13 protein-coding genes are annotated in these 14,664 nt (G+C 64.1%); 6 read left to right on the forward strand and 7 right to left on the reverse strand.

Annotation, left to right across the window (positions count from 1 at the left end):
- Positions 1-76 precede the first annotated feature (76 nt).
- A complete protein-coding gene (locus AC1C2Q_RS11590) occupies positions 77-937 on the reverse strand; it encodes an LLM class F420-dependent oxidoreductase (RefSeq protein WP_495450231.1) in 861 nt (286 codons plus the stop codon).
- A 221-nt stretch (positions 938-1,158) separates the two neighbouring features.
- Between AC1C2Q_RS11590 and AC1C2Q_RS11595 the strand changes: the two genes are divergently transcribed.
- Entirely contained in the window at positions 1,159-1,635 is a 477-nt protein-coding gene (locus AC1C2Q_RS11595) for a hypothetical protein (protein ID WP_495450232.1), read from the forward strand.
- 84 nt (positions 1,636-1,719) lie between these two features.
- On the opposite strand, the gene arfA is transcribed toward AC1C2Q_RS11595, so the two are convergent.
- The 6 genes from arfA to AC1C2Q_RS11625 all read right to left on the reverse strand — a co-directional run bounded on the left by arfA (position 1,720) and on the right by AC1C2Q_RS11625 (position 8,525).
- Positions 1,720-3,246, reverse strand: coding sequence for an arabinosylfuranosidase ArfA (arfA, locus tag AC1C2Q_RS11600; protein ID WP_495450233.1), 1,527 nt, complete (start codon positions 3,244-3,246; stop codon positions 1,720-1,722).
- 40 nt (positions 3,247-3,286) lie between these two features.
- Entirely contained in the window at positions 3,287-4,198 is a 912-nt protein-coding gene (locus tag AC1C2Q_RS11605; RefSeq protein WP_495431268.1) for a carbohydrate ABC transporter permease, read from the reverse strand.
- A complete protein-coding gene (locus tag AC1C2Q_RS11610; protein WP_495450234.1) occupies positions 4,198-5,142 on the reverse strand; it encodes a carbohydrate ABC transporter permease in 945 nt (314 codons plus the stop codon). Before AC1C2Q_RS11610 ends, AC1C2Q_RS11605 begins: the two co-directional genes overlap by 1 nt.
- Positions 5,139-6,476 carry an extracellular solute-binding protein gene (locus AC1C2Q_RS11615; RefSeq protein ID WP_495450235.1) on the reverse strand — a complete coding sequence of 446 codons (1,338 nt, stop codon included), beginning with the start codon at positions 6,474-6,476 and terminating at the stop codon, positions 5,139-5,141. The genes AC1C2Q_RS11610 and AC1C2Q_RS11615 overlap by 4 nt, the downstream gene beginning before the upstream one ends.
- Before the next feature lie 94 nt (positions 6,477-6,570).
- A complete protein-coding gene (locus AC1C2Q_RS11620; RefSeq protein WP_495450236.1) occupies positions 6,571-7,617 on the reverse strand; it encodes a LacI family DNA-binding transcriptional regulator in 1,047 nt (348 codons plus the stop codon).
- Positions 7,618-7,670: 53 nt separating this feature from the next.
- Positions 7,671-8,525: an NAD-dependent epimerase/dehydratase family protein gene (locus tag AC1C2Q_RS11625; protein WP_495431272.1), complete on the reverse strand. Its 855-nt coding sequence runs from the start codon at positions 8,523-8,525 to the stop codon at positions 7,671-7,673.
- Between the two features lie 166 nt (positions 8,526-8,691).
- Here AC1C2Q_RS11625 and AC1C2Q_RS11630 point away from each other — a divergent pair, with 166 nt between their 5' ends.
- The 5 genes from AC1C2Q_RS11630 (at position 8,692) to AC1C2Q_RS11650 (ending at position 14,661) form a co-directional block, all read left to right on the forward strand.
- Positions 8,692-9,666 carry a LacI family DNA-binding transcriptional regulator gene (locus AC1C2Q_RS11630; RefSeq protein ID WP_495431273.1) on the forward strand — a complete coding sequence of 325 codons (975 nt, stop codon included), beginning with the start codon at positions 8,692-8,694 and terminating at the stop codon, positions 9,664-9,666.
- Between the two features lie 131 nt (positions 9,667-9,797).
- Positions 9,798-10,808, forward strand: coding sequence for an ABC transporter substrate-binding protein (locus tag AC1C2Q_RS11635; RefSeq protein WP_495450237.1), 1,011 nt, complete (start codon positions 9,798-9,800; stop codon positions 10,806-10,808).
- 105 nt (positions 10,809-10,913) lie between these two features.
- Positions 10,914-12,539, forward strand: a complete 1,626-nt coding sequence (locus AC1C2Q_RS11640) for a sugar ABC transporter ATP-binding protein (protein WP_495450238.1) — start codon at positions 10,914-10,916, stop codon at positions 12,537-12,539.
- Positions 12,536-13,624, forward strand: coding sequence for an ABC transporter permease (locus AC1C2Q_RS11645; protein WP_495450239.1), 1,089 nt, complete (start codon positions 12,536-12,538; stop codon positions 13,622-13,624). The genes AC1C2Q_RS11640 and AC1C2Q_RS11645 overlap by 4 nt, the downstream gene beginning before the upstream one ends.
- Entirely contained in the window at positions 13,621-14,661 is a 1,041-nt protein-coding gene (locus tag AC1C2Q_RS11650) for an ABC transporter permease (RefSeq protein WP_495450240.1), read from the forward strand. Before AC1C2Q_RS11645 ends, AC1C2Q_RS11650 begins: the two co-directional genes overlap by 4 nt.
- Positions 14,662-14,664 lie beyond the last annotated feature (3 nt).

Below are 14,664 nucleotides of genomic sequence, written 5' to 3' on the forward strand. Positions count from 1 at the left end.
ACGAGCGGCCAAGATTCCGGCCGAGAAACCCTGCCAATGCGGGCGAGGTGTGCGGCGAGTCTAGCCGAACCGGTGTCTACGCGGAGAGCCCGAGCTCGCTCGCGAGCGGGCGCAGGGTCTCCAACGGGTCCTCCCCGGCGGGCAGAACCTGGACGCAGACGTGGTTGGCGCCGGCATCGAGATGTCCCCGAATAGTGGTCGCGAGCTGAGCTGCCGTTCCGTGCGGGGTGAGCGCATCCACGGCCGCGTCGGTTGCGCCGTCGTCGAGATCTTCGGCGGTGAAGCCGTGGCTCTCCAACGTGCGGCGGTAGTTCGACAGGGAGAGGTAGCGGGAGAGGAAACGGCGACCCGCTGCGCGGGCTTCCTCTGGGTCCGTGTTCAGGATGAGCCGCTGCTCTGGCGCAACGAGAGTGTCGTCGCCGACGATTTCTCGTGCGAAGCGGGTATGCGCAGGTGTCGTCATATACGGGTGGGTGCCCGCTGCGCGCTCGGCCGCGAGTGTGAGGGTCTTCGGTCCGAGAGCTGAGATCACCCGGCGTTCGGCTGGCACTCCTGCGTTGTCGAGTGCGTCGAGATAGGTGACGAGTGCGGCGTAGGGCTTTTGGTAGGTGTCGCCCAAGGATTCACGGTGCCCGATACCGATCCCCAGGAGGAACCGGCCGGGGTGCGTCTGCTCGAGGCGGTGGAAGGATGCTGCGACTTCAGCAGCGGGGGCGGTCCAGATGTTCACGATCCCGGTGGCGATCGTCAGGTGCTCGGTGGCATCCAACAGTTCCTCGGCGATGGCGAGATCGGCTGCGGGTGAGCCTCCGATCCACAGTGCGCCGTATCCGAGCTTCTCGATGGATGACGCGATGTCAGGGGTGAGGAGGCTGCCGCCGCGCCACACACCGAACTGTCCGACGGCCTGGATTGCCGACGCTGAAGAGATGGGCATATGGTTCCCCTTCGATGGTGGAATCGGCTGCTTCGTTGCCGGTGAGGAGGATCGTGGGCAGCACTGCGCAGGAGCCTACACGTCGCGAACTATCCGACGGCGATGAGTCGATGCATGCCAAAGTGGAATCTATGAGGGAAACGGCGCGAAGAGTCACTGCCAGCACCAGCGCTTCTGCTCGGAGGAAGGCGAAACTCGCCCTGTGTGCCGCGGTGATCGCGGTGAGCTTCGTGCTGACAGGATGCACCTCGCCGACGGCGGAGCAACCTGCGCCGCACGTCGAGCAGACGCCTTCCGAGGTGACCGAGCAGACAGCCGAGCCCGACCCCACGCCCACGCCCGAGCCCACGCTGGGGGCGACCGAGAGCTTTCGTGCGTGGCTGGAGGCCTCGCGCATCCCCGAGGTCGATGAGGCCTGTGCCGCGCTGGCTCCGGAGCTCGTGGCGCGCATGCTCGCGGAGATGGCGGAGTCGGGCATCGAAGCGTCCACATGCGAGGAGATGATCACGGTCGCCGCAGATCTCTACCGCTCATTCGATCAGAACGCAGACATCACTATCGCCGTTGAGTCGGAGACCGAGACGGATGCCGTGCTGCACGTCACCTATCTCGCTTCCGGCGACTGCGGAATGGTGGTTATGACGCGGCCGGCATCCGAATGGATCATCACCGAGCAGACGCAGGAAGAATGTGAGTAGTCGCCGGTCTGACAGGTTCAACAAGCGCAAATGGCTGCATCCATGCCCCGGATGCAGCCATTTGCGCTTGTCGAACGCGGGGAGTTAGGCCGCGAGCTCGATCACTGACCAGGACAGCGGGGGCAGCGTCGCGCGGACGGCACCCTCGACGACCTCGGCCGCGACGAGTGGCACCATGCGCACGGCATCCGGTGTGGTCTCGAGGTTCGCGGTGTGACGATCGCCGGACTCGGGAATCGTCAGCGTCTCGGCGTTCGTAACCCGCAGATCGCCAAGGCCGCGAAGGTCGATCGTGAGATCGTTAGACTCCTCCAGCGACCGGTTCGCTACGAATACAACGACCCGACCCGTCTCCTCGTCATAGGTCGCCGCGGCGTCCACAGCGTCGACGTCGCCGTAGCGCTTCGTGCTGATCTGCGACGACGAGACGGCCAGGCGCAGGATGCGGCCACGCGCGAGCTGGGACATCCGAGCGAATGGCCAGAAGCTTGCCTGTCGCCACGCCGCGCCACCCTCTTCAGATCGGATCGGCGCGATCACGTTCACGAGCTGAGCCTGGTTCGCGATGCGCACCCGGTCGCCGTGACGCAGCAGGCTGTTCAGGAAGGTGCCTACGACGACGGCATCCGTGACCGAATACGTGTCCTCGATCAGGCGAGGGTGGGTGCGCCAGGACTTCGATACCTGGTGCGGCTGGTCGTCGCTGTCGAGGCCGCTCTGGTACCAGACGTTCCACTCGTCGAACGAGATGTCGACCTGCTTGGTGTGCTTGCCCGCGGCCTTGACCGCGTCGATCGTCGCGACGACGCCCTCGATGAAGGCATCCATCTCCACCGCCTCGGCGAGGAACGACTCCGCGTCGCCGTCGTGCTCCTGGTAGTAGGCGTGCATGGAGATGTAGTCGACCTCGTCATAGGCGTGCGTGAGCACCGTGTGCTCCCACGTCCCGAAGGTTGGCATCCCGCGATTGGAGGATCCGACTGCCACCAGCTCGATAGACGGATCGACCAGCTTCATGGCCTTCGCTGACTCCTGCGCGAGCCGGCCGTACTCGTGGGCGGTCTTGTGCCCGATCTGCCACGGTCCGTCCAGTTCATTGCCCAGGCACCAGAGCTTGATGTCGAAGGGATCAGCAGCGCCATTCTTGCGACGCAGGTCTGACCACGCCGTGCCGCCGGGGTGGTTTGCGTACTCGACGAGCGCGCGCGCTTCCTCGACGCCGCGGGTGCCCAAGTTAATGGCCTCCATCACCTCGACGTCAGCCTCCTTCGCCCAGTCCACGAACTCGTGCAGGCCGAACGCGTTGGTCTCGATCGTGTGCCAGGCGCCGTCGATGCGCGTCGGACGCTCGGACACAGGGCCGACGCCGTCTTCCCAGAGATACCCGGAGACGAAGTTGCCGCCCGGATAGCGGATGACGGTCGGTCCCATCTCACGTACAAGCTCTAGCACGTCCTTGCGGAAGCCGCGGTCATCCGCGGCCGGATGGCCGGGTTCGTATATGCCGGTGTACACGCAACGACCCATGTGCTCGACGAAGGAGCCGAAGAGCCTACGCGGCACCTCGGCGATCGTGAAGTCGCGGTCGATGGTGATGCGGGCCTTGCTCATTGCACTCCTTGATTCTGGCTCTGACGCCGGGTGGGATGGATTACTGACCGCCGAAGCCGCTGGTCGCGACTCCCTTGACGATCTGCTTCTGGAAGATGATGAACACGATGATGAGCGGCAGTGCTGCGAGCACAGCCTGCGCCATGACCTGGGCGTACTGCACGCCATAGGCGCTGATCACGGTCTGGAGACCGACAGGCAGGGTCATCAGCGTGGTGTCGTTGATGACGAGGAAGGGCCAGAGGAAGTTATTCCACGCGCCGATGAACACGAAGATCGCGACGGATGCCATGATCGGCCGAGACAGCGGCAGCACGATCGACCAGAAGATTCGCAGCCGGCTGGCACCGTCGACGCGGGCAGCGTCCTCGAGCTCGATCGGAATCGCATCAAAGAACCGTTTGAGGATGAACACCATGGCAGGTGCCACCACCTGAGGGAGAATCAGCCCCCAGTACGTATCGATCATGTTGAACGCGAGCATCTCGTAAAACAGTGGAATGATCAGCACCTGCGGCGGCACCACGATCGAGGCGATAATCGCCACGAACAGCCACTTCCGTCCGGAGAAGTCCAGGCGCGAGAACGCGTAGGCGGCGAGAGCCGAGATCGTCAGTGTGATCAGAGTCACCGCGACAGACGTCCACAGGCTGTTGAATGCCCAGGTGTAGACGTTGCCCTGCGATAGGATCGCGACGAACGCTTCGATGGTCGGCCCGGTCGCGCCGATCCAGCCGGGGTCGCCTGATGCGGCATCCGTCTCTGTCTTGAACGCCGTCGCGATGGCCCACAGGAACGGAAGCAACCAGCCGATGGCGAGCAGTGCGAGCACCACGAATGCAGCGACGCGCAACGGGCTGAAGGGCTTCTGACCCGGCAGACGAGGACGACGAGAGCGACGGGCCTTCGGCACGGTGATCGCCTCGGTCGGAGACAGGGTTGCGGTGGACATCACTGCTCCTTCCGGCGGCGCATGACCAGGGCCTGCGCGATGCCGATGATGACGATGAGGGCGAAGAAGACATACGAGATCGCGGCCGAGTAACCGAAGCGATAGCTCACGAATCCGGTCTCGTAGATGTACTGCACGATTGAGCGGGTCGTATCGCTGGCGACGCCGCCGAGCATCTGGTACGCCTGGTCGAACAACTTCAGCGAGGCGAGGATCTGCAGGATCAGGATCAGCACGGTCGCCGGGCCAAGCTGCGGCAGCGTGATCGTCCAGAACTGACGCCAGGCACCCGCCCCATCGAGCGACGCGGCTTCGTACTGCTGAGAGGGGATGTTCTGCATCGCAGCGAGGTACAGCAGGAAGTTGAACCCGACCGTCCACCACACCGTCGCGATGACGATGGACAGCATGTTCGTCTCCGGGTTCTGCAGCCAGGCGATCGGCTCAAGTCCGAAGAAGCTCAGGATGTTGTTCGCCGCACCGATCTGCGGGTTGAAGATCCACACCCAGATCTGCGAGATCACGGTCGACGCCAGCAGGTACGGCATGAAGAAGGACAGCCGCCAGAGCCACTGACCAGGCAGGCCGCGATCGACGAGCGCCGCCATCAGCAGTGCGATCACAATGAGCGGCACCGTGGACAGCAGCGTGAACCAGACGGTGTTCCACAGCGACTGCCACATCACGGGGTCGGTGAGCGCCTCGGCATAGTTGGCGAACCCGACGAATGCTCCACCGGCGCCGGTGAGCGACTGGTCGGTGAAGCTCAGGTAGATGCCGAATACGATCGGCCAGGCGAGGAACAGGATGAAAGCGACGAGGAACGGGGCGAGGAACGCCCAGCTGATCAGCTGTTCGCGACGCTGGAACCCGGCGCGGCGGGGGCGGAGATCGGATGCCCCGGCGGTGACGATCGCGCGCGTGGCGCTGGCGGTGGTCGTCATGGCTTCCACGTCCCTTCGGGGTCTGCCGGGTTGGGCTGGGCGAGCAGCGTGTTCACTCGGGACTCGAAGCGATCGATCGCGGCGGCAGGGTCGTCGCCGCTGAGCAGCACGCCCTGCACTGCGGCACCGAATTCGCCCTGGAAGTTGGATCCGGAGCCGGTGAACCACGCGGTCGGGTCGTAGACGACATGCTCTGCGGCCTCGGCGTAGTTGGCCTGGGGGATCAGCTCGGCGTACTCGGGGGAGGACGTCACCGGAAGGAAGGCGGGGATGTGCCCGGCCTCGGCCCACCCGAAGGAGCCCTTCAGCATGTCGGCGACGAATTGATAGGTGAGGTCACGCTTCGCCGGATCGGCGTTCGCCTGATGGGGGAGAACGAACGAGTGCGAGTCCGCGTAGACGGCCGGCGTGCCGTACAGGGTGGGGATCATCGTCGCGTCGAACGGGATACCGGCGTTCTGCATCGTGCGCAGTTCCCAGACCCCGGTCATCAGCATGCCGCTCTTGCCGGTAGCGAACTCGGCGATCGCGCTGCCGTAGTCGTTCTGCGCGGCGGCGATCTCGCCATCGAGCAGCGTTTGCATGAGAGTGAGCACCTCGACCGCGGCATCCTTGTCGATCACGGCCTTGCCGCCGACGGGCAGTTCCATGGCGAGCCCGTGCTGCGCGTACAGGCCGTAGAAGAGGCGCCACATCTGCGCGCCGTCTCCGAGATACCCGTATGAGAGGGCGTGTCCGCCAGCTGCGCCGCTGACTGTGCGGAGCTGATCGAGGAACTCCTCGGGGGATGAAGTCTCCTGCAGTCGCCCCTTGGAGTCGAGCACACCTGCCGCATCGCAGATATCGGTGTTGAACATCAGGACGAACGGATGCGCGTCAAGCGCGACGCTGAACAACCGGTCTCCCACGAACCCCTTCTCCCAGATGGGGGCGGGGAAGGTGGATGCGTCGACGCCGAGCTCGGAAAGCCGATCGAGATCCCAGTCGTCGAGGAGTCCGCCAGGCGCCCAGCCGTTGACGCGCGTGGCGTGCATGATGGCGACGTCCGGCGCGCGGCCGCCGGCACCCGCCATGGCGAGTTTCGTGTAGTACGGCGTGCCCCAGGCGAGCACTGTCGGGCGGATGTTGTACGCGTCCTGCGCGGTATTGACCTGGTCGAGAAGGGACGACATGGTGACGCCGTCCCCACCGCTGAGGAGATGCCAGAACTGCAGGGTTTGGGCGTTCGATGCGGGGTTGGAGCCGGGGGCGCATCCTGCGAGCAGGGCAGCGGCGGCAGCTACTGAGGCAGCAGTCATGAACTGCCGGCGGGACAGATTGAGCGGGGGCGTCATCGTCACTCCTTCGTGACCGGGGCGGGGCGTCTACATCATTACATCGATGTAATCTACGACGCAAGCGAAAGCCCTCAATCCGTTGCTACCCATCTCAGGGGCGGTAGCCGGAGGGCGTTCGCGCTGTGCTCGCTCGTTCAAGGAGCCGGTGCGAGAGGGTGAGCGAGCGCGCGGGAGCGGTGCGATCGTCCATCCGAGATTCGAGCAGCCCCAGTGCGGCCTCGGCGAACTCGCGGCGGTCGAACGCGACGGTTGTCAGCGACGGTGAGGTGAACTCCGAGAACTCGACGTCGTCGAATCCGGTGACGATCACGTCGTCCGGGACGCGGATTCCATGATCGTGCAGAGTGTGCAGCACGCCGAGCGCGAGGGAGTCAGTAAGCGCCACGACGGCGTCGAAGGGGATATCCCGGGCGAGCAGGCTCTGCGCGGCGTCGGCGCCGGATGCCATCGACCACGGCAGTCGGTTCACTTCCAGGCGCGGATCCCGCGGGATGCCGGCTTCGCGCAACGCATCGTGGACACCCTCGAGGCGAAGCCTGCTGGTGGCGGTCGCGATAGAGGCGTCGTCGTCCGCGCCGATCACTGCGATCCTCTTCGCGCCGCGCGACAGCACGTGCCGGGTGGCATCGGCCGCCGCGAGGCGGCTGTCGATGCGCACGTGGTCGGCGCGGTTCTGCTCGACCTCGCCGATCACGACGAGGGGCGGCAGGCGGTCCGCATAGCGGATGACGCTGTCCTCGAGGCGGATCGGGTTCAGGATAAGTCCGTCGATGAGGTGCGAGCGTGCTCGTGAGAGGAGTTCCTTCTCGCGTTCAGGCTCGGCGGCGGTCTCCTCGATCAGTACGGCGAGTCCGCGCTCATGCGCGGCGGCGACGATCCGGTGCAGCAACTCGGCCGAGTACGCGGTGGCGAGGTCGGGGAGCGCGAGCGCGATGATTCCGGAGCGCCCCTTCCGCAGACCGCGGGCGCTGAGGTTCGGGACGAAGTCGAGCTGCAGCATGGCTGCCTCGACCTTCGCCCTGGTCTCCTCGCGAACGGCGACAGTGCCCGTGACGACGTTGGACACCGTCTTCGGAGACACCCCTGCGAGAGCGGCGACATCCTTCATCGTCGCGCGTGGCGGCAGCGTCGCTGTCATCCGGTCAGTTTAGTCGGGCGGATCGCGGATACCACGATGTAGTCGACGCTGCGCTACACCTGGTCGCGCCAGGAATGGCGCGGCTCGAAGCCGAGCACGCGCCGCGCCTTCTCGATCGACAGCAGCGTCTCGTTCGCAGTCACGTCGCGGGTGAGAGGGACGTCAGGGAAGACCTCGGCGATCAGTTCCGCATTCGGGCGCGACATCACCGTGTCAGCGGCGGCGATGATGAACTGGTCGAAGCCTGGTACGGCCGCCTCCAGTGCACGCTCCACGGCCTGAGCGCCGTCACGCGCGTCGATGTAGCCCCAGAGGTTCCACTTGCGCAGCAGCGCGTCGTCATCGAAGTCGGGGAATGCCGCATAGTCCTCGGGGTTCATGACGTTCGAGAATCGCAAAGCGGTGATCGAGACATCCGGATGCCACCGCACCAGCTCCGTGGCCATCCGCTCCTCCAGCGTCTTCACGAGCGAGTAGACCGACTCGGGGCGAGGCGGGTACTCCTCGTCGACCGGGATGTACGGCGGTGAGACATCAAATGGCAGACCCAGTACCGTCTCGCTCGACGCATAGACGATGCGTCGGATGCCGAGTCGGACCGCGGCCCAGAACACGTTGAACGTCGCGGGCATGTTGTTGTGAAAGGTCGTGACGTCACTGCGGATTCCCGGCGCGGGAATCGCGCCGAGGTGAACGATCGCATCGAAGCCGTGGTGCTGGTCGCCTCGTTCGCCGACGCCACTGAAAGCGTCGATGACCTGCCCGTAATCGGTGAGGTCTACCTGCACGAACGACGGCCCACGCTGACCCGTGACGTCCATACCGATCACATCATGTCCACTCGCACGTAGTTCGCGGGCGACGACGGTGCCGAGCTTGCCGGATGATCCAGTGAGAGCGATGCGCATGAGTCCAGGGTGTCACAGCGTGCGCGCCGGAGGCGTGAAGGTCGGAGTCGAGCTCGTGCCTTGCCAGTACTATTGCGAGTGTTCGGGTCACGAGTCTGAGGGGGCGTCTTTGAGGATGGAATCGAAGACGCTAGGTGGTGGGTCGCGTCGGCCGAGTATCTACGACGTGGCAGACCGTGCGGGTGTGTCGCACATGACGGTGTCGCGCGTGTTGAATGATCACCCGAACATCCGCGATGCCACCCGTGAGCGCGTTCTGAGCGCGATCGACGAGATGAGTTATACGCGCAGCACGATCGCCCGCGCACTCGCGACCAAGAAGACGATGCGTATTGGAGTCCTGGTCGACAGCCCAGGCCAGTACGGACCCAACAGCACCCTGCGCGCGCTGGAAAATGCTGCGCGTGAACATGGCTACTCGGTCAGCACCTTCTCCGTTGCCGATGACGAACATCACCGCGTCGACGCCGGTGTGATCGACCTGCTCACGCAGGGTGTGGATGCGTTGTGTCTGATCGCACCGCGGTCATCATCGCTCGACCTGCTGCGCCAGCAGTCACTCGGTCTGCCAATCCTCGTCATCAAAGAGGAAGCGGATGCCGAGATGCACACGGCCTCTGTCGATCAGCGTGCGGGTGGGGAACAGGCAGTGCGCCATCTCATCGATCTCGGTCATCGTGTGATCCTGCATCTGGCAGGTCCTCCGGACTGGTTTGACGCTCGGGCGCGTGCCGAGGCGTGGCGCGACTGTCTCAAGAACGCTGGCCTCGAGGAGCGCGAGCCTGTGATCGGCGACTGGTCGTCTGACTCCGGCTACGACTATGGACTGACTCATGAGTTTGGTGACGCCACGGCAGTATTCGTCTCGAACGATCAGATGGCGCTCGGCGTGATTCATGGTCTGACCGAGCGAGGTATCCATGTTCCAGAGGACATGAGTGTTATTGGTTTCGACGACGTGCCCGACGCGCGGCACTACCTGCCTCCGCTGACGACCGTTCGGCAGGATTTCGTTGAACTCGGGCGACTCGTGATCCGGGAGTTGCTCGCCGCCATCGCGGGCGACGAAGGCGAGGAGCGGGCGCTGATCAAGCCGACGCTCGTCGTACGCTCTTCGACGGCACCTGCACGGTCGCGATAACGAGGTCATAACGGGGTTAGGTGCGACTTGCATTCCCAATTGTTAGCGCGCACAATCTAAATGCACAGTGTCCACGGCGGACAAACACATACCCGACGGCGATGCGCCTTAGGACTCAAAGAGGAGATGACATGGCTAATTCCAAGCGACTGCTCGGCATCATCGGCCTGGTGAGCGTAGGCGCGCTCGCGCTGGGCCTGACCGGCTGCAGCGCCAGCACCGACAACGCCGATTCCGGTGCCGGTGACGGTGGCGGCACGGCCGACGTGATCACGGTTGGCTTCGTGGCAGTGGGCCCCGAGGGCGGCTGGCGTGAGGCTAACGAACAGAACATCCAGGACACGTTCACCGAGGATGCCGGCTTCGACCTGAAGTACGCTCCCGCGGCGAACCTCGACCAGAAGTCGCAGATCGACAACTTCACGTCGTTCGTCGATGAGGGCGTGGACGTCATCCTGCTGTCGGCTACCGAGGCCACCGGCTGGGAAGACTCGCTCAAGCGCGCGCAGGAGGCCGAGATTCCGGTCGTCCTGCTCGACCGCGGTATCGAGCCTGACGACGACAGCCTCTACGTCACGCGTATCGCCCCGGACAACGTCGAGGTCGCCAAGGAGGTCGGTACGTGGGCTGCGGCTGAGTTCCCCGACGGCGGCAACTACATCGTCCTCGAGGGCCCCGCCGGCGTCGGCGTCGTCAACGAGCGCAATAAGGGCTTCGACGAGGGCCTCGCGGACTCGTCGCTGGTCAAGGTCGCAGCGCAGACGGCAAACTGGTCGACCGAAGAGGGCAAGAGCGTCACCGAGACGCTGCTGAAGTCGAACAACAACGACATCCAGTTCATCTTCGCGCAGAACGACGAGATGGGCCTCGGAGCCGCTCAGGCTGTCGAAGAGGCCGGACTGGCCGTCGGCACCGACGTGAAGATCGCCACGATCGACGGCACGAAGAACGCCATCCAGGCGCTCGCCGACGGACAGCTCAGCTACGTGCACGAGTACAACCCGCTGTTCGGCGAGACAGCACTCGACGTCGTTGAGAAGGCACTTGCCGGCGAGTCGGTCGACTCGTACATCATCGTTCCGAGTGAGGCGTTTGACTCGGCCGAAGCTGCCCAGGCAGTGCTTGCGGACCGTAAGTACTGAACGAACTACCCGGAGGCGTGACCTCCGGTGAGCACAAGCGGTGCGGGGCCTCGTGCCCCGCACCGCTGAGCGCGGGGTGGTCCCCCGCAGAACGGAGAGGCAGAGATGTCCGAAGAACTGCCCATCGTCGAGATGCGCGAGATCTCGATCGAGTTCCCGGGTGTGAAGGCGCTCGACGGCGTGAATTTCCGTCTCTTCCAGGGTGAGGTGCACGCCCTGATGGGCGAGAACGGCGCCGGCAAGTCGACCCTCATCAAGGCGCTCACGGGTGTCTACGGAATCGATTCCGGAGTGATCGTCGTCAACGGTCAGGAACGTAGTTTCAAGGGCCCAGGTGACGCTCAAGCCTCCGGTATCTCCACCGTCTACCAGGAGATCAACCTGGTCACCAACCTCTCCATCGGAGAGAACGTCATGCTCGGCCACGAAGTGCGCGGGCCCCTCGGTATCAACTGGCGAGCAACCCACAAGGCCGCGACTGAGGCACTTGCTAGGCTCGGCCTCGATTACCTCGACACGCACAGGCCGCTTTCGAGCCTGTCCATTGCAATGCAGCAACTCGTCGCAATCAGCCGAGCGATGGCCATCAAGGCGAAGGTACTCATCCTCGACGAACCGACTTCCAGCCTCGATGCCGCAGAGGTTGAGGGCCTGTTCCGGGTGATGCGCACGCTCCGCGACCAGGGTGTAGCCATCCTGTTCGTCTCGCACTTTCTCGACCAGATCTACACGATCAGCGACCGTCTCACGGTTCTGCGCAACGGCCAGTATGTCGGTGAATACCTCACCCGCGACCTCGGCCGCCACGACCTTATTTCGAAGATGATCGGCAAGGACCTCGATGCGCTTTCGGCCCTCGGCGGAAACCGACGCACTGAGGAACGCCAGACCGGCGAAGAGCTCGTCATCTCGGCGAAGGGTCTCGGGCGCCGCGGCTCCGTCGAGCCAACCGATCTCGACATTCACCGCGGTGAGGTGGTCGGCTTCGCCGGCCTGCTCGGCTCTGGCCGCACCGAGCTTGGTCGTCTGCTCTACGGCGCGGATCGCGCCGATACGGGCACCATCGAACTCAACGGACGCAAGAGCGACATAAAGTCGCCCTCGGATGCACTTGCCAAGCGCATCGCTTTCTCGACCGAGAACCGCCGTGATGAGGGCATCATCGCCGACCTCTCCGTCCGCGAGAACATCATCCTCGCATTGCAGGCAGAGCGCGGTTGGGCGCGTCCCATCCCCAAGAAAGAGCAAGACGAGATCGTCGACAAGTACATCTCCGAGCTCAACGTGCGCCCCGCAGACCCTGAGCGGCCGATCAAGAATCTCTCCGGCGGAAACCAGCAGAAGGTGCTGCTCGGCCGATGGCTCGCCACGAAGCCAGAGTTGCTGATCCTTGACGAGCCGACTCGAGGTATCGACGTCGGTGCAAAGGCAGACATCCAAGAAGCCGTTGCGCAACTGGCCGAGGATGGCATGTCGGTGGTGTTCATCTCCTCCGAGCTGGAGGAGGTCGTGCGCCTCTCCGAACGCATCGTCGTGCTCAAGGACCACCAGAAGATCGGCGAAATCCACAACGGCCCCGACGTCACCGCGCAGTCGGTCGTCGACATCATTGCTGCTCACGGTGTGGAGCACGCTGCAGACACCCTTGATGAGGCTCCAGGCGGAGAGCCCGAAGCGGCGAACTCCGCGAACAACGATGCGACCATCGCAGCAGAAGAGGAGACGCGATGAGCATCGCAGGAACTGCCCGCACCCGTTGGTGGCGGGACCTGATCCACAAGCCGTGGTTCTGGGGAATCGTCGCCCTTGTCGCGTTGCTCGCGCTGAACGTGCTGAAAGACCCCACCTACCTCGGCATCTCGATCAACCCGAACAACGGCAACCTCGTCGGCAACCTGATCGACATTCTGAGGGCCGCAGCACCAATCATGATGATCGCGCTGGGCATGGCGCTCGTGATCGCCACCGCTGGCATCGACCTCTCGGTCGGCTCGCTGATGGCAGTCGGCGGTGCCGTGTCGATGGAGTTTCTCAAGGGGGTCGGAAACTCAAGCTCGGTCGGTATCGCGTTCGCAGCGGTCGGTCTTACCCTCCTCGTCACCGGAATTCTCGGCGCCATCAACGGAGTCCTGATTGCTTACGTCGGACTGCAGCCGTTCATCGCCACCCTGGTGCTGATGCTTGCTGGACGCGGCATTGCCAAAGTGATCACTGGCGGCCAGAACACTTCGGCTTCTAACGAGCCCTTCCGGTGGATTGCGAACGGGTACGTCATCGGCATCCCCGTGGTATTCCTCTTTGCGGTGCTCATTGTGCTGGTTGTCGCCGCGGTCGTGCGCCGCAGCGCATTGGGCCTCATGATCGAGGCGATCGGCATCAACCCGAAGGCCAGCCGGATGGCAGGGATCAAGCCGCGCGGTCTGCTGTTGACCGTCTATATCCTCAGCGGAGTCCTTGCGGGCGTCGCCGGCATCCTGTCAGTGGGCACTGTGATGACGGTCGATATCTCGCGCACCGGGTACCAGCTTGAGCTCGACGCGATCTTGGCGGTCGTCATCGGCGGGGCTTCGTTGGCGGGCGGAAAGTTCTCGCTCAGTGGCGCCTTCGTCGGCGCGTTGCTGATCGCGACGCTCGACAAGACCGTGGTGTTCCTTGGAATCTCGTCGTCGGCGACTCCCGCCTTCAAAGCGATCGTGATCGTCGTGTTGTGCCTGCTGCAGTCCGAGCGGGTGCGCAGTTGGTTTGTCTTGCGTAGGAGGGTGCTGCCCCCGATTCCACCGAAATTCGCAGCATCGAAAGAGGAGGTGACGGCGTGACCGCGCTGATCGAAGCACCGACCCGCACAGGTGTCGGGTCGAGCATCCTGTCTCGCGTTCGCCGACTCGTCTCGACGAACCCCTCAGCACTGCCCACTGTGGCCTCCGTCGTCATCCTCGTCGCCATGATCATTTACGGCGAGATCGCGTATGGCCGCATCGTGCAAGCCAGCACGCTGTCGAACCTGCTGATCAATAACACGCACCTCATCGTGCTCGCCGTGGCGCTGACGTTCGTCATCCTTACCGGCGGCATCGACCTTTCCGTCGGATCGATCATCGCCTTCTCCTCAGTCGCGGGCGTGATGCTCTCGAACGCGGGCTGGCACCCGATCGCTGTGCTCATCGTCATGATCGGCTCTGGTGCTCTGTTCGGCCTCGTGTCCGGCATCCTGATCCGCTACTTCAACGTGCAACCCTTCATCGCCACACTGGCGATGATGTTCCTCGGCCGCGGCCTCGCGTCGCTGCTGAGCACGGTGCCGGAACGCCTCGGCGAGGACTCGCCGCTGCGCTGGATCGGCTCGCAGATGAAGATCATCGATGGTCCGAAGGTCAACGATCTGGTGATTACCCCTGCGGTGATCATCGCGATCGTTGTCGTGCTTGCGGCCTTTTTCGTCCTGCACCGCACTCGCACCGGCCGGACGGTGTACGCGATCGGCGGGTCCGAAAGCTCCGCCTCGCTGATGGGGTTGTCGGTGCAACGCACCAAGGTCCTCGTCTACGTCATCAGTGGCACGCTCGCGGGCATTGCGGCTGTGCTCTACACCTCGCGCTTGGGCACAGCCCAGAACATCACCGGCGTAGGGTGGGAGCTCGACGCGATCGCTGCGGCAGTGATCGGCGGCACCGTACTCACCGGTGCGTACGGCTACGTACTCGGTTCCGTGGTCGGAGCCCTCGTGCTCGGACTCATGAACGTGCTCATCACTCGTGATGGCAAGATTCCGCCAGAGATGACGACAATCATCACCGGTGGAATCCTGCTGATCTTCGTGCTGCTGCAGCGCGCTGTCACCCGCAAGAAGGAGTAGTAG

The organism is Microbacterium sp. Y356 (assembly GCF_059445355.1).

Excerpts from the sequence above, each read along its gene's own strand:
- AC1C2Q_RS11590 (WP_495450231.1), bottom strand. The coding sequence starts at position 937 with ATGCCCATCTCTTCAGCGTCGGCAATCCAGGCCGTCGGACAGTTCGGT.
- arfA (WP_495450233.1), bottom strand. The coding sequence starts at position 3,246 with ATGAGCAAGGCCCGCATCACCATCGACCGCGACTTCACGATCGCCGAG.
- AC1C2Q_RS11605 (WP_495431268.1), bottom strand. The coding sequence starts at position 4,198 with ATGTCCACCGCAACCCTGTCTCCGACCGAGGCGATCACCGTGCCGAAG.
- AC1C2Q_RS11610 (WP_495450234.1), bottom strand. The coding sequence starts at position 5,142 with ATGACGACCACCGCCAGCGCCACGCGCGCGATCGTCACCGCCGGGGCA.
- AC1C2Q_RS11615 (WP_495450235.1), bottom strand. The coding sequence starts at position 6,476 with ATGACGCCCCCGCTCAATCTGTCCCGCCGGCAGTTCATGACTGCTGCC.
- AC1C2Q_RS11620 (WP_495450236.1), bottom strand. The coding sequence starts at position 7,617 with ATGACAGCGACGCTGCCGCCACGCGCGACGATGAAGGATGTCGCCGCT.
- AC1C2Q_RS11625 (WP_495431272.1), bottom strand. The coding sequence starts at position 8,525 with ATGCGCATCGCTCTCACTGGATCATCCGGCAAGCTCGGCACCGTCGTC.
- AC1C2Q_RS11635 (WP_495450237.1), top strand. The coding sequence starts at position 9,798 with ATGGCTAATTCCAAGCGACTGCTCGGCATCATCGGCCTGGTGAGCGTA.
- AC1C2Q_RS11640 (WP_495450238.1), top strand. The coding sequence starts at position 10,914 with ATGTCCGAAGAACTGCCCATCGTCGAGATGCGCGAGATCTCGATCGAG.
- AC1C2Q_RS11645 (WP_495450239.1), top strand. The coding sequence starts at position 12,536 with ATGAGCATCGCAGGAACTGCCCGCACCCGTTGGTGGCGGGACCTGATC.